Below are 20945 nucleotides of genomic sequence, written 5' to 3'. Positions count from 1 at the left end.
CGGTTTTTTACTTTTTCTTCCATAGTTTGTTTGGCCAGAAGGAAAATCTCCCGAGAACGGTAGTAATGGCAGGAACGAGCAATGGTCGAACAATAAAGGTATCTAATAATACGCCAATTGCTGTAACAATTCCAAATTGAACAAGCACTTGCATTGGTAGTACTGCTAACACAGCAAATGTACCTGCTAAAATTAGCCCAGCTGAGCTAATGACACTACTTGTTTCACTGACACCTTTTGCAATAGCTTGTTTCAATGGCATCTTCTTTCTATTTTTCCATATACTTGATACCATGAAAATATTATAATCTTCCCCTAAAGCAACAAGAAACACAAATGCATAAAGCGGGATTAATCCTTGCATGGCAGGTGCATCCAGAAGATAATGAATGACTAGCCATCCTAAACCTAGTGCAGATAAATAAGACAGTACGACGGTTAGTAACAGGTAAATTGTTGCGACAATAGAGCGCAAATACGCAAGTAAAAGGACAGCGATAATTAATAGTACAACTGGGATAATAAGATTTTGGTCATCTGTCGTGATCTCTTCTGTATCATATAAGGTTGCTGTTTCTCCACCAATCCAGACATGGTCACTAGCATTATTCATTTCGGCAGCACGTAGCTTCTTTTCTACAACTGATTTGATCACAGGAATTTCATTCACTGCTTGATCGGAATAAGGATCAATAGCTAAGGTGACTTCATAGGAATGATAGTTAGGATCCTTTTCGCCAGTTGCTATATCAGATACACTCTCTACGATTTCCAAATTGGAAAGCTCATCTTTTACATCGATATCCTTACCATTTGTCTGCATTATTACTTGAACAGGTGCAATATTTCCTGGTGGATAGTGCTCCTCAATTAGGGTATAGCCTTCTCTTGAAGGCATATCCTCTGGAAAGGAATCAAGTACTCCAAATGTATAGGAAATTTTAGGGACGATCAGGGCTAAACCAATAAGAAAGACACTACATATGACAATGATGCGCCAAGGTTTTTCCGTTACTAATTTCCCAATACCTTTACGAAGCTTACTTCGTTCTTTTGGGAGACGAACCGCTTTTCCTTTCTTTTTAGCAAGATCTTCTACCATACTTTCGGTTCTTGGAATAAAAGGAAAAAAAGCGACACGTCCTAACATAGATAAAATCGATGGTAGGAAGGTCAGAACAGCAAAGCCCATAATAAATATTGCTAAACTAAATGGAACAGCGAATCGGTCATAGGAAGCATAATTAGTTAACCCAAGTGATAATAGCCCTATACATGTAGTAAGGCAGCTCATGGCTATTGCTCCACCAGAACCTTTAATAGCTTGTTGCAATGCAGTGAACTTGTTATGAATGTGCTGAAGTTCATCACGATACCTTGATATAAGGAACAAACAATAATCCGTTCCAGCACCAAATAATAGTACAGTCATAATGGAAATGGCTTGTGCATCGACTTCAATCCAACCCTTGTTAGCCATAAAACCAAGTAGGGGACTAATCAAACCATATGCTATTCCGACACCTATTAGAGGAACGATTGCCAGAATAGGTGATCGATATAAAATAATGAGTAATACTAAAACTAAAATAACCGTTGCAATTAATAAGGTTATATCGGCTTCACTAAACAATTCAACTGCATCTGTAGAAATAGCTACTGGCCCTGTTAGACGAATATGAAGATTGTTACTAGATAATTTCTCATCAAATGGATTATAGTCCAATTGCTCCGTTATTTTATCTCTTAAAGTAGTAAGTGATTCCGCTAATGCTTCTGTTTCTGTATTTTTTTCAAAGAAAATTGGAGTGATAAGGGCTGATCCATCGCCTGATGCACTTTGCTTTAAGGCCTGTAGTGGCATTTCCGCAAATGGAGGAACCATGGATTGATGTGCAAGCGGGTTCTCTTTTAATTCTTGGTATATGCGCTGGACTAATTGATAATCCTCATCTGTTAACTGATTATCATGGTGCCATACAAGTAATAACGGAATTCCATTTTCATTTGGAAATTGTTCCTCCATTATTTGGTCTGCTTGTACTGACATGGTATTTTCCGGTAATAAATGGTTAGATCCTGTTTTTTCTTCATTGACTTGTGGCCATATAGATGAAAGTAAAGCTATAATGACTAGCCAAATAATGAATGTAACAAACCGGCTTTTTTTGTTAGCGACTAAATTACCCCAATTTTCTAGTAACTTCATCTAATAATCTCTCCCTCGTTGTATGTATTTAATTAGTCTGCTTTATAGAATTAATTATATATACTGGTCGGTTAATTATCAAACATTACTTATGAAAATTATGTTATAATTGTAGAACACAAAAGTTTTATAAGGAGAGAAAATCTTTGAAAGAGAAGGGATTTAGACGCTTGGGTAGGCCAAAGGATAGTGACATAAAACAACCTACCAATGAATTAATATTACAAGAGGCATTAAGGCTATTTCTTGAAAATGGTTATCTTAATGTATCGATTGCAAGTGTTGCAAATAAATGTGATGTAACGAAAGCTTCGGTATATTATTATTATGCTAGTAAGGCAGAATTATTTACGGAAGCCATGATTATGTTAATGATCCGTATTCGAGATCAGATACAAATTTTTTTAGAAGAGGAATTACCATTAAAGTCTCGGCTAGTTAAAATAACCAAGATTCACTTAGAGAAAACAATTGATATCGATGTAGAGAACTATTTAAAGGGAGCTAGAAAGGAATTATCCGAAAGTCAGCTTGAAAAAATAAAGCAGTCAGAGGAAGAAATGTATCAAGTGCTAGAGAGCGCATTTCGACAAGCGATAGATAGTGAAGAGATTCGTCCATTTCATCCTGCCTTTTTGACTCATTCCTATGTTTCCTTGTTAAAGGTCGGCTATATGAATAAGCAGCACCCTACCTTAACTTATTCTGTGGAAGAGACGGCTGAACAACTAATTGAGTTACTTTGGCACGGTATAAACGTTACTAATTAAGTCTAATGACTCAATTTTGATAAATTTCAAGGAAATTACCGATATTTTAACAAAAAACTCTATTTTTTCTATATAATGAGAGTATAAAAGTAAAAACAGGTAGGAGATTGATAAAAATGAAGAAAAGAAAGAGCATCATGGAAAAACTACTTCTTCTCATTATTATTGGCTTTATTGTTCTTCCATCATATCAAGAGACGAAAGCGGCATCGTCAGATCCATTACTTGCATACCCCCATACAAGTAAAAAACTATTTAGTGCTTTATATAACATTCCAGAAACTTTTCCTTTATTCACCTATCAATCCGGATTGGAGTTTAAGTATCCTGATGCGGTAAGAGGGATTTATGTGACAGGACCGTCTGCAGGTGGAAGTCGATTTAGCCAGTTAGTGGATCTAGTAGATTCAACAGATTTAAACTCTATGGTAATTGATGTGAAGGAGGATCATGGCAATTTAACCTTTACACCAGAGAACGACTCTCCTTATAAGGATATTTCCTTGAATTACATAAGTGATATGAAGAAGCTATTAAAAACATTAGAGCAAAAACAAATTTATCCAATTGCAAGAATCGTGGTTTTTAAAGATTCCGTTTTAGCTGAAAAACGACCGGAACTTTCCTTCACGCAAAACGGTAAAGTGTGGAAAAATAGTAAAGGTGAAGCATTTGTTAGTCCTTTCCAGAAGGAAGTCTGGGAATACAATCTAGAAATTGCCAAGATGGCTGCGAAAATGGGGTTTCAAGAAATTCAATTTGATTATGTGCGATTCCCTGAAGGTTTTGAGACGAGAGATAAAGAACTCGAATATAATCAAGGTGATTATAAGGATATGGAATTAAATGAGGTAAAAAAACGTGTTGAGGCGGTAACTGATTTTGTTGCATATGCTAAGAAGGAATTGTCGAATTATGATGTGGATGTGTCTGTGGACATATTTGGTTATGCAGCGACGATTGAGGAAGCCCCTGGAATTGGGCAAAATTTTTCTAGAATATCTAGTAATGTTGATGTTATTTCATCCATGATATATCCTAGCCATTGGACTCCTTATTTCGGAATTGATTTTCCGGATAAAGAACCTTATAAACTCGTTAATGAATATGCCAAATTAGAAAATAAAGTGCTTGGAGCATTGGAGTCGCCTCCTGTTTCTAGACCTTGGATTCAAGATTTTGAAGCTCCTTGGCTTTACAGTGGACCTACCTTCCAATATGGTAAAGAAGAAGTAGAAGCACAAATAAAGGCATTAAATGAGAATGGTATCGAGGAATTTCTTATTTGGAATGCAGGAAATAGCTACACAGAAAATGTTGATTATACGCAATTAGATTAACCTCACAATTTTGTGGGGTTTTTCCACTAATGTTTTTTCTTAGCTTTTTAGGATTAATGCAATAAAATTAAGGGTATAGTAAATATAGTGAAAACAGATTGTCAAAAAGGGGATTCAAGATTTAATGAATTGGTATGATAAATTGAAGCAATATTTTCCGATAGAAGAAATGAAGTCAAAGGAACATATGGAAATTCTTTTAAAAGAAAAAGGGGACGTCTATTATAAGGATGAAGGTCCACATCACGTACTAATGTATGCGGAGTTTCCAACCTTTCTGTTTATAGATTATGTCTATGTATCTAAAGAGTCGAGAGGACAAGGGATTGGACATCAGCTTATGCAAAAGCTTAAGCAGAAGAATAAGCCAATTATTTTAGAGGTCGAACCTTTTGATTATAAGGACACAGATTCGACAAAGAGATTACGTTTTTATCGTCGTGAAGGGTTTAAGCATGCACAATCGATTGGTTATACACGCAAATCCTTGGCAACAGATGAAAGCAATACATTAGAAATTTTGTATTGGTCACCTAGTGGTGAAAATGAGGAACAAATCTATAACCAAATGAGAAAAATGTATGAGGATATACATACATATAAAGATGAAGAAATCTATGGGAAGTCCTATCAGCCTGTTGACGAGGTGCTCACCTATGAACAAGATATTGATGGGGATGACATATTCCATTCATTGGAGCAAAACAAAGAAAATGAAAAGAAATAGTCGACTAGGATGTTTAGTCTGTCCTTAATAGGGTATAATCTACTGAAGATAGAAATATGTAAAAAGTGAAGAAAAACACATAATACTCTATCTTTCAAACACAATATGTAGTATAATGAAAACATATCCAAGTTAATTAGATTGATTTTAATGTAATAAATGATGTAAGAGGCATCAATATTATAAATTTATCCATTTGAGGAGTGAAGTTACATGGTAACACTTTATACCTCGCCAAGTTGTACATCATGTCGGAAAGCGAAAGCATGGTTAGAGGAGCACGATATCGCATTTCATGAACGAAATATTTTCTCTGAACCATTGACGCTTGATGAAATTAAAGAGATTCTACGAATGACAGAGGATGGAACTGATGAGATTATCTCTACACGTTCCAAAGTTTTTCAGAAATTGAATGTGAATCTTGACCAATTACCTTTAAAAGATTTATTTCAATTGATTCAGGATAATCCTGGCTTACTTAGAAGACCGATTATCTTGGATGAAAAAAGATTACAAGTTGGATATAATGAAGATGAAATAAGACGTTTCTTACCACGTACTGTAAGAACATTTCAGTTACGTGAAGCCCAACGAATGGTTAATTAAAGGAAAAGCAGATCTTACATGAGATCTGCTTTTTTTCACAAAGAAGGATATCTCGTTACAGTAAATTCGTTATTACAGAAAAATAGACGAAAAATGATGTATATATCTAATGACAAATGACAAAGAATAAGCTACAATCTAAAATAATACCTTATACTTATAAAGGGTAAAAATGAAAAAAATAAGTTGTTATGTTTCCAAATAAGTGTTTATTGTCATACAATAGTAATAGCATCTTTTCCATCAGGTATGGCTTATAACAATAGGGTATAAGAAAGAAGAGGGTTTAGAAAGAAAAGGTGATTCCCTTCCAACCCAACCATTTATTCATGAAGGGAGAGTTAATGTATGGAGATCGAGAGAATTAATGAGAATACCATTAAATTTTATATCTCATATATGGATATAGAAGATCGTGGTTTTGATCGCGAAGATATTTGGTATAATCGTGAGAAAAGTGAACAGCTTTTCTGGCAAGTGATGGACGAAGTCAATTATAATGAAGAAGATTTTCAAATAGATGGACCATTATGGATACAAGTGCAAGCATTAGAGAAAGGTTTAGAAATTGTTGTAACAAAAGCACAGATATCAAAGGATGGTCAAAATCTACAATTACCAACAGAGTCTGGCAAAACGATTGATATGCCAGTTGATGACAAAATAGAATCTTTGCTGGAGGAAAAGTTTGGTCCAATGAATAAGGCGGACGAGATTGAGCAGCAGTATGGTCAGGATTTTGTAGTTGTAGTAAGCTTTAAGGATTTAGAAGATATTATTCAATTAAGTCATGTCTTTGAACCTGTAGAGGGAATGGGAGAAGAGCTATATTATTATGATGACAAATATATGCTGATCACCCGTTTTGATGAGGATTATTTGTCTGATGATGAACAAGAGGACTTAATTAGTCAAATTCTTGAATTTGGCCAAGAATCGCCTCTAACTATGTTTGTTGTTCAGGAGTATGGTAAGGAAATTTTTGAAGAAGATGCGTTAGCTCAAGTAAAAGAGCACTTTAGTTTATAGGCTAGGTATTTCAGTTATGGAATACCTAGCTTTCTTTTTTTTGCCGTCTGTATAGTATTCCTTCATTGGTTATGTTTACTAGAAAGGTAATTGGGTAAACTACAATCATCAGAATAGGCTAAGTGCATATATTTCGATTTTCGAAATATATTATGTTAAGATGAAGGATATTGCAAAAAAGAGAGGAATACAATTTTATGAGTGACACTTCAACAATCAACCGTACTCCACTGATGATTGTGCTCATTTCGGGTGCTTTTGTAGCTATTTTAAATCAAACATTGTTAGGTACTGCTCTACCGCATATCATGGATGATTTAAATATTGAGACTGCTACCGCCCAATGGTTACAATCTATTTTTATGCTTGTAAATGGTATTATGATCCCAATTACGGCATTCTTAATTGAACGATTTACAACAAGAGCACTATTTTTAACAGCGATGGGTAGCTTTGCATTAGGTACTGCTGTTTGTGCCATTTCGCCAGACTTCACGGTCTTATTAATAGGTAGAATTCTGCAAGCGGCTGGAGCAGGTATTATGATGCCATTAATGCAAACGATTATGTTTCTTGTTTTTCCGATTGAGAAAAGAGGCTCTGCAATGGGGTTATTTGGTCTCGTCATCGCGTTTGCGCCGGCGATTGGTCCTACATTATCAGGATGGTTAGTAGAGCATTTCCCTTGGAGAAGTTTATTTTATATTGTGCTACCGATTGCGATTTTGGATATTATCGTAGCGTACAAAATACTCGTTAATGTTACAAAACAAACCTTTCCGAAAGTTGATCCAATTTCTATTTCCCTTTCTACTGTTGGATTCGGTGGATTATTGTTCGGATTTAGCTATGCAGGGGATGAGCATCATGGATGGGGAAGTCCATTTGTGTATATACCATTAATTATTGGAGCGATTACGTTATTTTTCTTCATCATGAGACAATTAAGAATTGAGAAGCCAATTCTTGAATTTCGAATATTTAAATATAAAATGTTTACATTAACTACTGCTATTGGAATGATTTCCTTCTTTGCTATGATTGGTGGAGCGATCATCCTACCTATTATGATGCAGCAATATCTTGGGTTTACAGCCTTTGAATCAGGACTAGCTTTATTGCCTGGAGCAGTACTTATGGGGTTAATGAATCCTGTTACCGGACGACTATTTGATAAGTTTGGTGGCAAATGGCTTGCCATTACTGGTCTAGGACTTATTGTGATTACAACCTTCATGTTCGCTGTTTTAACAACTGAAACAACGTTTTTCTATTTAACGGTTGTGAATGCAATAAGGATGTTTGGAATTGCTATGGTCATGATGCCAGTTACAACTGCAGGCTTAAACCAGCTTCCAGCTGAACTAATGCCTCATGGTACAGCCATGAACAATACAATGCGTCAAATGTCTGGAGCAATAGGTACGGCATTACTTGTATCCGTGATGATGAATCAAGCCAATCCAGATCGAGGATTACAAGGAATGATTCATGGAGTAAATTTCTCGTTCATTGTTGCTGGTGTATTCGCACTTGTAGGTTTCGTTTTAGCCTTTTTTATTAAAAATTCTATTCCAGGAAAATTATCTAATTAAGCAGGATAAAGACACCTCTACGTCGAACTATGTGGACTGGAGGTGTTTTTTGTATGTTACAAGCCCAAAATGAAAAAGGAGAGCATATCTCCCTTTATACGTGTACAATAGAAGAAATTAATCAGTATAAAGAAACCACTACTTTTATCTGCCCAGAATGTGGGGAGAAATTAATCATTAAAGCAGGAGAAAAGCTGATCCCTCATTTTGCACATCGGTCGAATACGACATGCTCCCAAGGCGGAGAAGGCGCTTATCATGAAAAAGGTAAAATAGATTTATATCAAAGGTTTAGGAACCAAGGGATTGAGGTAAGTTTGGAACAATACTTGCCAGAAATAAAACAAAGACCAGATTTGTTAATCCAGATTGAGAATAGGCAAATACCCATTGAATACCAATGTGCGAATATTACAACGAGCGAACTGATCAAACGAACAAATGCTTATCGGAGAAGTGGTTATTATCCAATTTGGATCCTTGGTGCGAATCGTTTCCAACGACTTTCCTCTCAAACCATCAAATTAACCTTGAACGACCAATCCTACATTCATCAATTTCATTCTACATTTCCGTTGACGATATACTTTTATTGTAGTACAGAAAGACAATTTATTCTTTTTCAGGATTTTTATTTCTTGACGAGAACAAAAGCGATTGGTAAATTAAAAGCGATTCCATTAGCAAGACTTGATTTTCGGCTACTATTTCAACGAATGTATTTAGATATGTCAGCTCTTAAATCTAACTGGCAATATGAAAGAAAAAAGTGGAGGAATAGACCAGTACCAATGCATCACTCTAAAGAAACTGCTTGGCGAAAGTGGCTTTACCTACATCAGTTTACAGTACAAGACCTTCCATCCTTTATTTATCTCCCTGTTCGTTCACAATTTTTAATGAAATCTGCTCCATGGATTTGGCAGACACGATTATTTATTGATTTAATGAAGAAAAGATCATGCTTTTCCCTACAAGAGGCCGTCGATCTCCTCCAAAACCATCATTTAGACCCTTCACAATTTCCGTTGATTTCTTCCCCGAGCAACCCTATCGAAGAATATTTACAGTTGTTGAAACGTATAGGTATCTTAAAGGCGGAAACAGAAGATAGCTATGTGGTAACAATTCATAGTGAGAAGATGTAAAAACATCATACTGTATGAATAATGGTATTATAAGTTATAATAAAAGAAACAGATAGAAATAAAGGAGGAAGCAAAATGGCAAAAGCACAAAAATCTTTACCAACTCGTGAAGAAATTCCTGTAGAATTAACTTGGAAATTAGAAGATATTTATGCCTCAGACGAGGAATGGGAAAAAGAGTGGAAGGATGTAAAGGAGCTACTACCAAAGTTTGAAACCTTTCAAGGTAAGCTGCATGAGTCCCCAGAGAAATTATATCAATTATTTCAGTTGCAAGATGAGGTTTCTGATCGTCTAAGTACGTTGTATACATATGCTCATATGCGCTATGATCAAGATACAGCCAATTCTTTCTACCAAGCGATGAACGGAAAAGCAGAAAATCTTATCACACAAGCATCTAGTGTCATGAGCTTTATCACCCCAGAAATATTAAAGCTAGAAGAATCAACATTAAAAGAATATTTAGCACAATATGAACCGCTTCAATTATATCAGCACACACTAGATGAGATTAATCGTCAGAGACCACATGTTTTGTCTGAGAAAGAAGAGGCACTGCTAGCGGAAGCATCAGAAGTTACAGATAGTGCTTCTCAAACCTTTGGTATGTTGAACAATGCTGACATGACATTTCCAGCAGTCAAGGACGAAAATGGCAATGAAGTGGATTTGACACATGGTCGTTATATTAACTTCCTCGAATCAAAGGATCAACGTGTGCGTCATGATGCTTTTAAAGCGATGTACGATACATTCGGTAGCTTCCGCAACACCTTTGCCTCTACTCTGCAAGGTGTGGTGAAAAAGGATAATTTTTATGCGAAGGTTAGAAATTACCAATCTGCTCGTGAAGCTGCACTAAATCGTAATAACATTCCAGAATCTGTTTATGATAACCTTATTGCAGCAATTCATGAAGGTTTGCCATTACTACAGCGCTATGTGGCACTTCGTAAAAAAGTGCTCGGACTAGATGAACTCCATATGTATGATTTATACACCCCGCTTGTTAAGGATGTTAATATGACCTTTACTTATGATAAGGCACAGGAAACGGTATTAAAGGCATTATCGCCATTAGGTAAAGACTATTTAAATGTAATGAAAAGAGCCTTTGAGGAAAGGTGGATTGATGTAGAGGAGAACAAGGGGAAAAGAAGTGGTGCTTATTCTTCTGGATCCTATAGTACGAACCCGTACATCTTAATGAATTGGCAGGACAATTTAAACAACTTATTTACTCTTGCTCATGAATTAGGACACTCCATGCATAGCTATTACACACATGAAAGTCAACCATACCGTTATGGAAACTATTCTATTTTCGTTGCAGAGGTTGCTTCGACGTGTAATGAGGCATTGTTAAACGATTATCTAGTGGAAAATACCTCTGATCCTAAGGAAAAGTTATACTTATTAAATCATTTCTTAGAGGGATTTAGAGGAACAGTATTCCGTCAGACAATGTTTGCAGAGTTTGAACACGAGATACATGTTCTGTCCCAAAATGGTGAAGCATTAACCGCAGATAAACTGACGGAGCTTTACTATAATCTAAATAAAAAATACTTTGGCGATGATTTGATAGTGGATGAAGAAATTGGACTGGAATGGGCAAGAATCCCTCATTTCTATTACAATTATTATGTCTATCAATATGCAACAGGCTATGCAGCAGCACAGTCATTAGCAAATCAAATCTTAGAGGAAAAAGAGCCTGCAGTTGAGCGATATTTAGATTATTTAAAAGCTGGAAGTAGTGATTATCCAATTGAAGTCCTCAAACGAGCAGGTGTGGACATGACAGAAAAAACACCAGTAACAAATGCCTTAAAAGTATTTGAAGAGAAATTAACAGAGATGGAAAATCTGTTAGAGGAAATCAATAAATAAAGGAAAAACGGCTGGGACAAAACCGATTAGATTAAAATCAAAAACGTGACACTCACCAACAATCTGTAGGTGGGTATCACGTTTTAATTATCGTTTATTTGTAAACAAAAGCACGAAGCACAATAAAATCAAAGAAACCACACAATAACCTTCGGCGGCGTGTCCCTATGAACCATTACAGGAGAAAGTAAAATACACATAGAACCAGTTTTTTTGATTTCTTACTCCTACTAAAATGGCTCTGATTATCTTTATAAGATAATCAGAGCCATTTTTCTGTTCTAATGTAACGAATTTTTCTCGTTCTGTTTCGGATACACTCTTATCTTTTTTGTAAGGTTAGAGTTATTTGTCCAAGAACTAGATATGGTCTTACATATAATGAGATTATTGAAGTTGTTATTAGGCAAAAAGGAGGATAGATATTTGTGAAAGTTGTTATTCTAGCGGGAGGTTACGGTACTCGTCTTAGCGAAGAAACTCACTTAAAACCAAAGCCTATGGTCGAAATAGGAGGAAAACCAGTTTTATGGCATATTTTAAAAATTTATTCCTCATATGGATTTAACGATTTTATTATTTGTCTTGGATACAAGGGACATGTGATAAAAGAGTATTTTAATAATTATTATGTACAAAACTCCAATTTAATATTTGATTTTACTAAACAATCCCACCCGTTTTACCTTCAATCGATGGCTGAACAATGGAAAGTTACTTTAGTTGATACTGGTGATAATGTAATGACTGGAGGAAGATTGAAGAGGATACAACCATATATTGGAAATGAACCGTTTATGCTAACTTACGGTGATGGTTTGGCAGATATTGACTTGTTAAAGCTTCGCGATTTTCATAACACTCATAAAAAATTAGCTACAGTCACTTCGATTCAGCCGGCAGGAAGATTTGGAGTCCTTGAATTGGGAAGTGATTCACAGGTCAACGGCTTCCAAGAAAAACCTAAAGGTGGCAACCAGTGGATTAATGGGGGATTTTTTATCATGCAACCACAAGTTTTTGACTATATCCTGGGGGATCAAATGGTTTTAGAGGAGGAACCACTCCGCAATTTGGCAAAGGACGGTCAGCTGATGGCTTATAAACATTTCGGATTTTGGCATCCAATGGATACGCTAAGAGATCGTAATGTTCTCGAAGATTATTGGAAAACTGGAAAAGCGCCATGGAAGAAGTGGGATAGATGATAAATAAAAAGTTTTGGCAAGGTAAAAAAGTATTTCTTACTGGTCATACGGGATTCAAAGGTACTTGGCTGAGCCTTTGGTTGGCCTCTATGGGGGCGGAGGTAACAGGCTATGCCTTGACTCCTTCGACAGATCCAAATTTATACCACTTATGCCGTCTTGATGAAATGCTACATTCTATCATTGGAGATATTAGAGATAGAAAGAAGTTGACTAATGCTTTAATCACATGTAATCCAGATGTGGTCATTCATATGGCTGCACAGCCATTAGTAAGGACTTCTTATATTGATCCGGTTGAAACATATGAGATTAATACAATGGGTACGGTCAATATATTAGAAGCTGTCCGCCAAGCCAGACAAAAGGAAGTGAATGTCCAAGGATTAATCATCGTGACGACGGACAAATGTTATGAGAACAAAGAGTGGGTGTGGGGATATAGAGAATCTGATCGTCTAGGGGGATATGATCCATATTCCAGCAGTAAAGCTTGTACAGAAATGATTACATCAGCTTATCGGAATTCCTATTTTAACGGCCAAAGCAACGAGCAAGATGCATTAGGTGTGGCAACTGTCAGAGCAGGTAACGTAATTGGTGGTGGCGACTGGTCCAATGATCGATTAATTCCTGACTGTATAAAAGCTATACTTAACCATCAGGTCATCTCCATTAGAAATCCTTACTCCATACGCCCTTGGCAGCATGTCCTTGAACCGCTTAAGGGATACCTAATGCTTGCCTCAAAACTTGTAACAGAAGGATCTGCATATAGTGGAGCGTGGAATTTTGGATCAGATGAAGCAGATTGTAAACCTGTTCGCTGGATTGTGCAACGGATTAGTGAAAAATGGGAAGGTGAAGTGAGTTATCTAGTAAAGGATGATCTGTCAGCTGTACATGAAGCAACTTTTTTAAAACTGGATAGCTCTAAGGCAAAATCGGAACTGGGTTGGAGACAGACTTGGGACTTGGATCAATCCTTGGATCGGATTGTAGAATGGACTAAAGCTTATGAAAAAAAGGAAAATATGCGTTTATTTAGCTTGCAACAAATTCATGATTATATATCTGGAGGTGATCATTATAACAAATTGTAATTCGCAACCCGTCACGGCGTTAATTACGGGTGCCTCCGGTTTTATCGGTTCTCGTTTAACTCAGAGACTGGTCCGAAATGGCTGGAATGTGCATACTATTGTTAGACCAACATCCAACTTGAACTTATTAGATTCCGTAATAGACAAGATTAAAATCCACTATTATACCAACAGTTTTACCAGTTTATCTCAGATTGTTGAAAAGGTATCTCCAGATATTACCTTTCACTTAGCCTCTGTTGCGACAATCCATTATACCCCCGAAAATATTAGAAATATGCTTGATTGCAATGTAACATTCGGTACAGAACTTGTAGAGGCAATCTCTTCATCAGGAACGTCTCATTTCATCAATACAGGCACGTTTTCACAGCACTTTGACCAACAAGATTACAACCCTAACAGCTTGTATGCTGCGACGAAGCAAGCTTTTGAGGATATACTTTGTTACTATTCTGAAACAAATCGATTGAAAGCTTTAACTTTAACTTTATTTGATAATTATGGACCTTTTGATCCGAGACCTAAAATCATGAATTTACTCTATTCATCCTATGTAGATAATAAACCATTGGTTATGACGCCAGGAGAACAATATCTTGATCTTGTATTTATTGATGATGTTATAGATGCATATATTGTAGCAGCTAATCGTTTACTTTATGGGAACTCAAAAACTCAAGAGAAATTTGTTGTGTCGAGTGGAGAGTTAATCCAGTTGAAACAGCTAGTTACCGAATTTGAAAGCATTATAGGAAAGGAATTACCAATTACCTGGGGTGGCATTGATTATCGTCCAAGGGAAATCATGATTCCGTGGAGACGTGGAACACCACTTCCTCATTGGTATCCAAGAGTATCCTTAAAGGAAGGAATTAAATCTTTTCTTAAGAATAATCAAAGGGAGGAAAAACAGGAAGATGAGCAGTCATGATTCTAAAATAAAAAATGTTGAATCAAAATGTCAACATTTTTGTATCATTGTAGGAAAGAACTATTTATTCAAGGCCATTGCATTATATAATTCCCTTGAGAGAAATGCACACAATTTCCGTTTATGGATTTGTTGTATAGATAATTTAACCTACTATACGTTTGAAATGATGAATTTAAGCCATGCAAAGCTTATTAAATTAGAGAAAGTGGAAGACAGACAACTCCTAAAGGTTAAGAAAGAACGTAAAATCAATGAGTATTGTTGGACACTTAAAGCTCCTCTCATCCATTACCTTTTAACAACAAGGATGCTCGACTCAGTTGTATACTGTGATGCAGATATATACTTCTTCTCTGATCCAACGCCTTTGTTTGATGAGTGGGGGAAGAGTTCTGTTTTTCTTTGTCCACAGAGGGATTCGGATTGGGTAGAAAAGAATTACGGGCTATACCAGGCAGGATTAATCGGATTTAAAAACGATAAGGATGGTTTGAAGAGCTTGAGATGGTGGAGATCCCAATGTTTGGATTGGTGCTTTGCCAATCCAGTTGAAGATAAGTTTGGTGATCAAAAATATTTGGATAAGCTACCAACCCTTTTCTCTAATATTAAGATATCTAACCACCTTGGGATCAATGCCGCCCCCTGGAATTGCATTTACAACAATGATTATAAAATAGAGAAGTTCAGCAATCATTTGCATATTGAAAAAGACCCCTTGATTGCTTTCCACTTCGCGTGCCTCCAGATATTTAGTGAAGATGAATTCGACCTTTGGTCACTAGACACACTAATTATCCAAGACGTAATAAATAGAGAAATTTATGCACCTTATTTGGAAGAACTTCAAGCCGTGATAAAAATGTTTAAGAGAATGAGGCCAAAAATATTAAATAGAATAGGGATTACTCGTTCAGATGAAAATGGTTTTTCAAGTGCAAAAACTCCGTATAAGTTTACTCCTTTGAAACGAATAATGAATCGAAGGAACGAAGTTTATCATTTCTGTACTATTGTAAGCGAAGAGTATTTAGTTAAAGGTTTAGCACTATATGAATCATTAAAGAATCAATGTGATAATTTTCATTTATGGATATGTTGTGTTGATGACCCAAGTTACTTGATACTCTCTAATATGAAGTTGAGTAATGCGTCAATACTTTCTGTAGCCGAAATTGAAACACTTGAATACCAACAGGTAAAACAAACAAGGACACTAAAAGAATATTGTTGGACATTAAAGCCTCAGCTTTCGCTTTATGTATTGGACAATTTTAAGGAAATTGACCGTCTAGTATATTGTGACGCAGATATCTATTTCTTTTCTCATCCAAAGCCACTGTTTGATGAGTGGGGGAAATATTCTATATTCATGTGCTCGCAACGGGGAACTCCAGAATTGACTCGTAGGTATGGAATTTACCAGGCAGGATTGCTTGGCTTTAGACAGGATGAGAACAGCAAGAAGATTATCAACTGGTGGAAAGATCGTTGTTTGGAATGGTGTTTTGACGAGGAGGATCTGGAATGGAATCGTTGGGGGGACCAGAAATACTTGGAGCACATTCCCTTTTTGTTTGAGAATATAAAAATTATCCGAAATATAGGTGTTAATGCTGCTCCGTGGAATTTAGTTATGAATAACCTTTATAATATCCATAAAAATGATGATGTTGTTAGGTTAGACGAAGTAGAGCTGGTTATTTACCATTTTGGGAGTTTGTTAATTTTGAACGAGGAAGAATTCGATTTGTGGCAAATAGAGAGATTAAGCTTTACCAAAGAGATGATAGACTATATCTATGTCCCCTATATCCAGCATCTTCAACAGATTAGATTCTCTCAAATGGAGGATGTAAACTTTCAAGTTATTGTAGAACAAGAGAAAAAGCATGATCCAAAAAATTATTTTCGTTATCCCAGTAAATAATTTACCCTTCAGTAGTATGTCCCTGCTTCTCAAAGCAAATCAAAGAAGATTACATCCTGCATATAATATTTTAAATGAAAGGTGAGTTGAAATAATGGAACAGATGAAAACGATGAATCTAATTTTCAAAAGGCTGCCAAATTACCATCAGTCATTTCCTATCATTTTGATGTGGAGCCAAAAAAGTGGCTGTACTAGCTTGCTTAGTTGGTTCTTTCACCATATTGGCTCGCTTGATATAGCCAAAAAATATCATCCATGGATTCATCAATACGAAATTAATGTGTTCAAAAAAAGAGATAATTATGTTTCAGAACTAGCTGATCAGTTATTCAGTAAAGAAAAAGAGGTTTATAAACTAGTACGGAATCCTTATAAAAGAGCAGTAAGTGCATTTCTCATGTTATACTACTACGATGACCCTTATTGGTACAGTGTTTGGAAAGCGATTAGAGAGCATCAATCAAGTAATAACAATAAGGGTATTTCTTTCAAACAATTTTTATACTATATCAAGGATACAGGTTCAAATATTTCATCAACTGATCCGCACTTTGCGGAACAATATATAGATGGTGAGGAACAATTTGTAGACCATTATATTTATTTGGAGGACTTTTGTAATCAAATTGCGGAAATAGAAAAAAAATATAAATTAAAAAAAACAGATATAACCCAATTATACTCCCCCCATAATACCTCTAATCATATGATTTTTGAAGGTCATTATGCAGAGATGAGTATATCCGATCCATCGTTCCCCGTATTCCCGACTTATATCAGTTTTTATGATGAGGAAACAAAAAAATTAGTAGATGATATTTATCATGGTGATTTTACAATGTATGGTTATGAAAAAAATCTAAATTTAATTAAAGCTTAGTATCACATCATACTATCAAGTAACGGTAACCAATTGATGTTCACTCACATTCCGTCCAAGGAAGGATGGAAGCAGAAAATGCCCTCTTCATTTAATAGACTAAACGATTCTTTCTATCAAAAATAAGCACCGATTATCTAAATAAGGATAATCGGTGCTTATTATTGTGTGTTACTTTTTTTCAGTCATGTCACAGCCACTATATAGTGAGATAATCGTTATTTTAAATTGTAGTCGTTAATTAGGAGTGAAACCCTTTAAATTGCTTTCGATCATGGTAAAAGTATACAGCCAGGTAAATGGATACAAATAGTATAGGGATGGTTATGTACATTGGAATAAATCGCAGTAATCCTAAAAGGTTAAGTAAGGCAGCAAATACGGCAAGTAGAATAAATATTAACCTCATTAGCATTGTCAAGCCTCCTCTATAAATAATTCTACCCAAAAATAATGTATGAAGAATAGGACCATTTTAGAAGTGTGACACTTTTGTGAAATGTTGCACATAACTATTGCCATTTGTACTTGTCCTTGATATATTCTATATGAGACGTTTTACAAACAAAACCCCTTTGTTTGACTTGAAACTTTCTCCCATCCCTTATCTTTATATAGAAAACTAGAACCTGAAGAAAGAGGACTAAAACTAGTCCTCTTTCTTCATTACCATCCGATTAAAAAACTAACACAATAGTAGAACAACCATTGTGTTAGTTAGACATTATTTATTATATTTCCAAAAGGATCCGAATTTTACAGGAACCTTTTCTACATCTTGTCGAAGCTGGAGCTTTTTCATTTCTTTTTCGGCTTTATCCATTGTCCAGTCATAGACAACAGCTACTTCCTTTGTACCAACAAATTCATAATGGGATAAGAAATCTAATAATTTCGGTTTTTTTGCTGGTAAAGGTTCTTTTTGTAGCATTTGTTTTAAGATTTTTACATAGATATCATATGGATAAATACCAGAGATCTTCAAGCCTTCTTCATTTTCTGATTCATTGAAGAAAACCATTGTTGGAATATATTCTACTTCCATTTCTTTCGTGATTTTCAGATCACACTGTAATGCTTTTTTGGCAGATTTGGAATAAAGATCATTTCGGAACTCTTCGATGTCAAGATGAACAGCTTCCGCGCAATGGAGTAAGACAGTTTCGCTTGAAATATCCTGTTTATCTAGGAAAGCCAATTCCTGAATCTTTCTAAGAAATTTCTTTCCCGCCTTTTTACCTTGAAGCTCTGCTGCCTTAATCGCAATAGAGGTTAGCCATGGATAATAAATCGGGTTCTCTATCCATAGGTCACCATCGCAGCTCATTCCCGTTCGCTTTGCCGTCTTTTCCCAAATATCCTTTAGTTTTTTGGGGCGTTCAAATTTATCCCTATGCAAATCGGTTAGTTGCCCGCTTAATACAGGTCTAATGGTGAAAAACCTTCCATACTCAACGGTCAACTTTTTTAAATAAGGTTCTAATGACCAGCATTCAGGACATAGAGGATCAACAAATACATAAATCTCAACCGGTTTTTTTAACACATCAATAAAGTGATATTGTGCTATTTGGTTACGATCTTGTGGTTGCCATGAACCGGCAGAATTCCAATTCACAATGATTCTCCTTTCTCTTTTTCAGGTTCAGGTGTGTTCATCATGTGATTGGCTGTTAAGATAAGCCGATCAAACATCGCACTTCGAAACGGTTCTTCTATTTGCGCCTCTTCCAATGCACCCTCCATGCATGTTAGCCAGGCATCTCTTCTTGTAGGTGTAATGGGAAAAGGAGCGTGTCGTCTTTTCATCATCGGATGCCCATGTTCTTGTATATATAACGGTGGCCCACCAAAGAATTGAGTTAGAAATTGTTTTTGCTTTCGAGCTATCTCTGTAAAATTATTGGGAAAAATCGGAATTAAATCAGGATGCTTTTGAACTCGAGCATAAAACGCATCTACCAATTCATTAATTTTTGCTTGACCACCAATTGCTTCAAAAATGGAGCTTGCCTCTTTCATGCTATTCCATACCTTTCATGATCATTTAAAGAAATTCTTTCACTATATTGTAACAGTGAACAGTAAGAACAAGCAAATAAAGTGATTTGGTAATCTAAACCTTTAAAGGTAAGCATTTATCTGTTATTGAACAGTTTTAACCTATAGAAACTGTTGTCCTATCCTTATGTGTATGTCTTGTACATTGTTTATTCTAGTGTATGATAAAATCGCTCAATTTTGCTAGGAGTTTCTCTTTTTTCTATCTGAAATGCATCGAGCAGCTCTGTAAAGACTTGATTGCCGTATTGCTCATCCGTTGCTTCTAACTCCAATTCAAAATCCTCTTTTCCATTATATACACTGTGATCTAGAACAAGGATTGTTTCTTGATAGTTTGTTTCTTTTCGCGTTGTTTGTAGCTTGCCACCATATCGTAGCTCTTTCCAATGAACAGATAGTTTTTCTAACAATGGAGTTATTTCATTTACATGTGTCATTTTACCGGATAGCCATAAGCCTGCTTCCTTTTCAGACAACCATTGATGGGTCTCCAATAAACCAGAACCAGATGGATTGGGCTGCTTTAAGGTTAGTTGATATTGATTTTGTTTTACACGAATTCTAAGGGCTGCACCATGTCTTTTAAGCGCGAAATCAGGTGTTTCAAAATAGTGGTTGATTTGAACAATAGGTGTAACGGAATGAAAAAGTGGATCAAGCTTTCGATACTCCTGGCTAGTAAGTAAATTTTTAAATTCAATCTCGATTTCTTGTGACATAAGAAGCCCCCTATATGGTCTATAATACTTTCCCTTAAATATTTTCGCTGTTATAGCGTAAAATTGCAAAAAATTAATCTATTATCAAATTGAAAGGAAGATGTGGTAAAATATACTTATAAGAGAAAGTAGACTAAGGTGGTGCAGGGCATGGACTGGAGAACATTTTTGGCACCTTATGCACAGGTGGTCGATGAATTAAAGGTTAAACTTCGCGGAATGCGTGCACAATTTGAATATGAGTCTCATCACTCACCAATCGAATTTGTAACAGGTAGAGTTAAGCCGATTTCCAGTATCAAGGAGAAAATGAAAAGAAAACATATACCTTTTGAAAAGATAGAAACAGACCTACAGGATATTGCTGGGCTACGAATTGTCTGCCAATTTGTTGATGATATTCATGACATCGTCAACCGACTTCGATCAAGGGAAGATTTTGAAATTATGGAAGAAAGAGATTATATTAATCATAAAAAAGAGAGTGGATACAGATCCTATCATCTAATCATCCAATATCCAGTTGAGACGATTCATGGTTTGCGTCAAATTATTGCAGAAATTCAGATTCGAACCTTAGCCATGAATTTTTGGGCAACCAATGAGCATTCTTTAAATTATAAATATGAGGGGCAAATCCCTGAGAAGATACAAACACGATTAAAGCGAGCGGCAGAAGCGGCATTCAGGTTAGATGAGGAAATGGCCAAGATAAAAGACGAAATCCAAGAAGCGCAAAGAATATATCATACGAAAAAACATAATCATACATGATGGA

Annotated in this window: 19 protein-coding genes; 14 read left to right on the top strand and 5 right to left on the bottom strand. The window is 35.8% G+C overall.

What is annotated here, in order from left to right; genetic code table 11:
• Positions 1-7: 7 nt before the first annotated feature.
• Positions 8-2209 (bottom strand): MMPL family transporter, encoded by a 2202-nt coding sequence (locus ACZ5R4_RS06890; RefSeq protein ID WP_464368247.1) that lies wholly within the window; start codon positions 2207-2209, stop codon positions 8-10.
• 146 nt (positions 2210-2355) lie between these two features.
• Here ACZ5R4_RS06890 and ACZ5R4_RS06885 point away from each other — a divergent pair, with 146 nt between their 5' ends.
• The 13 genes from ACZ5R4_RS06885 (at position 2356) to ACZ5R4_RS06825 (ending at position 17384) form a co-directional block, all read left to right on the top strand.
• Entirely contained in the window at positions 2356-2979 is a 624-nt protein-coding gene (locus tag ACZ5R4_RS06885; RefSeq protein ID WP_054860562.1) for a TetR family transcriptional regulator, read from the top strand.
• A gap of 116 nt (positions 2980-3095) precedes the next feature.
• Positions 3096-4319: a putative glycoside hydrolase gene (locus ACZ5R4_RS06880; protein ID WP_464368246.1), complete on the top strand. Its 1224-nt coding sequence runs from the start codon at positions 3096-3098 to the stop codon at positions 4317-4319.
• Positions 4320-4443: 124 nt separating this feature from the next.
• Positions 4444-5046 (top strand): GNAT family N-acetyltransferase, encoded by a 603-nt coding sequence (locus tag ACZ5R4_RS06875; protein ID WP_054788982.1) that lies wholly within the window; start codon positions 4444-4446, stop codon positions 5044-5046.
• A 213-nt stretch (positions 5047-5259) separates the two neighbouring features.
• On the top strand, positions 5260-5655 hold the full coding sequence (spxA, locus tag ACZ5R4_RS06870) for a transcriptional regulator SpxA (RefSeq protein ID WP_054788981.1): 396 nt from the start codon (positions 5260-5262) through the stop codon (positions 5653-5655).
• 348 nt (positions 5656-6003) lie between these two features.
• Entirely contained in the window at positions 6004-6684 is a 681-nt protein-coding gene (gene mecA, locus ACZ5R4_RS06865) for an adaptor protein MecA (RefSeq protein WP_054788980.1), read from the top strand.
• 197 nt (positions 6685-6881) lie between these two features.
• Positions 6882-8279, top strand: a complete 1398-nt coding sequence (locus tag ACZ5R4_RS06860; protein ID WP_464368245.1) for an MDR family MFS transporter — start codon at positions 6882-6884, stop codon at positions 8277-8279.
• A gap of 53 nt (positions 8280-8332) precedes the next feature.
• Complete coding sequence (locus ACZ5R4_RS06855) at positions 8333-9427, top strand: competence protein CoiA (RefSeq protein WP_464368244.1); 1095 nt, start codon at positions 8333-8335, stop codon at positions 9425-9427.
• A gap of 75 nt (positions 9428-9502) precedes the next feature.
• The gene (gene pepF, locus ACZ5R4_RS06850; RefSeq protein ID WP_464368243.1) at positions 9503-11323 is read left to right on the top strand and encodes an oligoendopeptidase F; all 1821 of its coding nucleotides are present in this window, start codon (positions 9503-9505) and stop codon (positions 11321-11323) included.
• A gap of 428 nt (positions 11324-11751) precedes the next feature.
• Complete coding sequence (gene rfbF, locus ACZ5R4_RS06845) at positions 11752-12531, top strand: glucose-1-phosphate cytidylyltransferase (RefSeq protein WP_109985042.1); 780 nt, start codon at positions 11752-11754, stop codon at positions 12529-12531.
• Positions 12528-13634 (top strand): CDP-glucose 4,6-dehydratase, encoded by a 1107-nt coding sequence (gene rfbG, locus ACZ5R4_RS06840; RefSeq protein ID WP_464368242.1) that lies wholly within the window; start codon positions 12528-12530, stop codon positions 13632-13634. Before rfbF ends, rfbG begins: the two co-directional genes overlap by 4 nt.
• A complete protein-coding gene (locus ACZ5R4_RS06835) occupies positions 13594-14568 on the top strand; it encodes an NAD-dependent epimerase/dehydratase family protein (RefSeq protein ID WP_464368241.1) in 975 nt (324 codons plus the stop codon). The genes rfbG and ACZ5R4_RS06835 overlap by 41 nt, the downstream gene beginning before the upstream one ends.
• Positions 14555-16501: a glycosyl transferase gene (locus tag ACZ5R4_RS06830; RefSeq protein ID WP_464368240.1), complete on the top strand. Its 1947-nt coding sequence runs from the start codon at positions 14555-14557 to the stop codon at positions 16499-16501. Before ACZ5R4_RS06835 ends, ACZ5R4_RS06830 begins: the two co-directional genes overlap by 14 nt.
• Before the next feature lie 94 nt (positions 16502-16595).
• Complete coding sequence (locus tag ACZ5R4_RS06825; RefSeq protein ID WP_464368239.1) at positions 16596-17384, top strand: sulfotransferase family 2 domain-containing protein; 789 nt, start codon at positions 16596-16598, stop codon at positions 17382-17384.
• 241 nt (positions 17385-17625) lie between these two features.
• Here the strand turns inward: ACZ5R4_RS06825 and ACZ5R4_RS06820 are convergent, their stop codons facing one another.
• The 4 genes from ACZ5R4_RS06820 to ACZ5R4_RS06805 form a co-directional block, all read right to left on the bottom strand.
• Positions 17626-17799, bottom strand: coding sequence for a hypothetical protein (locus ACZ5R4_RS06820; RefSeq protein ID WP_181397599.1), 174 nt, complete (start codon positions 17797-17799; stop codon positions 17626-17628).
• 309 nt (positions 17800-18108) lie between these two features.
• Complete coding sequence (locus ACZ5R4_RS06815) at positions 18109-19002, bottom strand: ClpXP adapter SpxH family protein (protein WP_464368238.1); 894 nt, start codon at positions 19000-19002, stop codon at positions 18109-18111.
• A complete protein-coding gene (locus ACZ5R4_RS06810; protein ID WP_054788643.1) occupies positions 18999-19406 on the bottom strand; it encodes a globin domain-containing protein in 408 nt (135 codons plus the stop codon). Before ACZ5R4_RS06810 ends, ACZ5R4_RS06815 begins: the two co-directional genes overlap by 4 nt.
• A gap of 188 nt (positions 19407-19594) precedes the next feature.
• Positions 19595-20167 (bottom strand): CYTH domain-containing protein, encoded by a 573-nt coding sequence (locus tag ACZ5R4_RS06805; protein WP_277678590.1) that lies wholly within the window; start codon positions 20165-20167, stop codon positions 19595-19597.
• A gap of 150 nt (positions 20168-20317) precedes the next feature.
• On the opposite strand from ACZ5R4_RS06805, the gene yjbM reads away from it, so the two are divergent.
• Entirely contained in the window at positions 20318-20941 is a 624-nt protein-coding gene (gene yjbM, locus ACZ5R4_RS06800; protein ID WP_054860572.1) for a GTP diphosphokinase, read from the top strand.
• Positions 20942-20945: the final 4 nt, after the last annotated feature.

The sequence above is a fragment of the Gracilibacillus sp. JCM 18860 genome, assembly GCF_055395245.1.
Note: the sequence above shows the minus strand (reverse complement) of the source record. Positions and strands in the feature narration are given on the sequence as shown.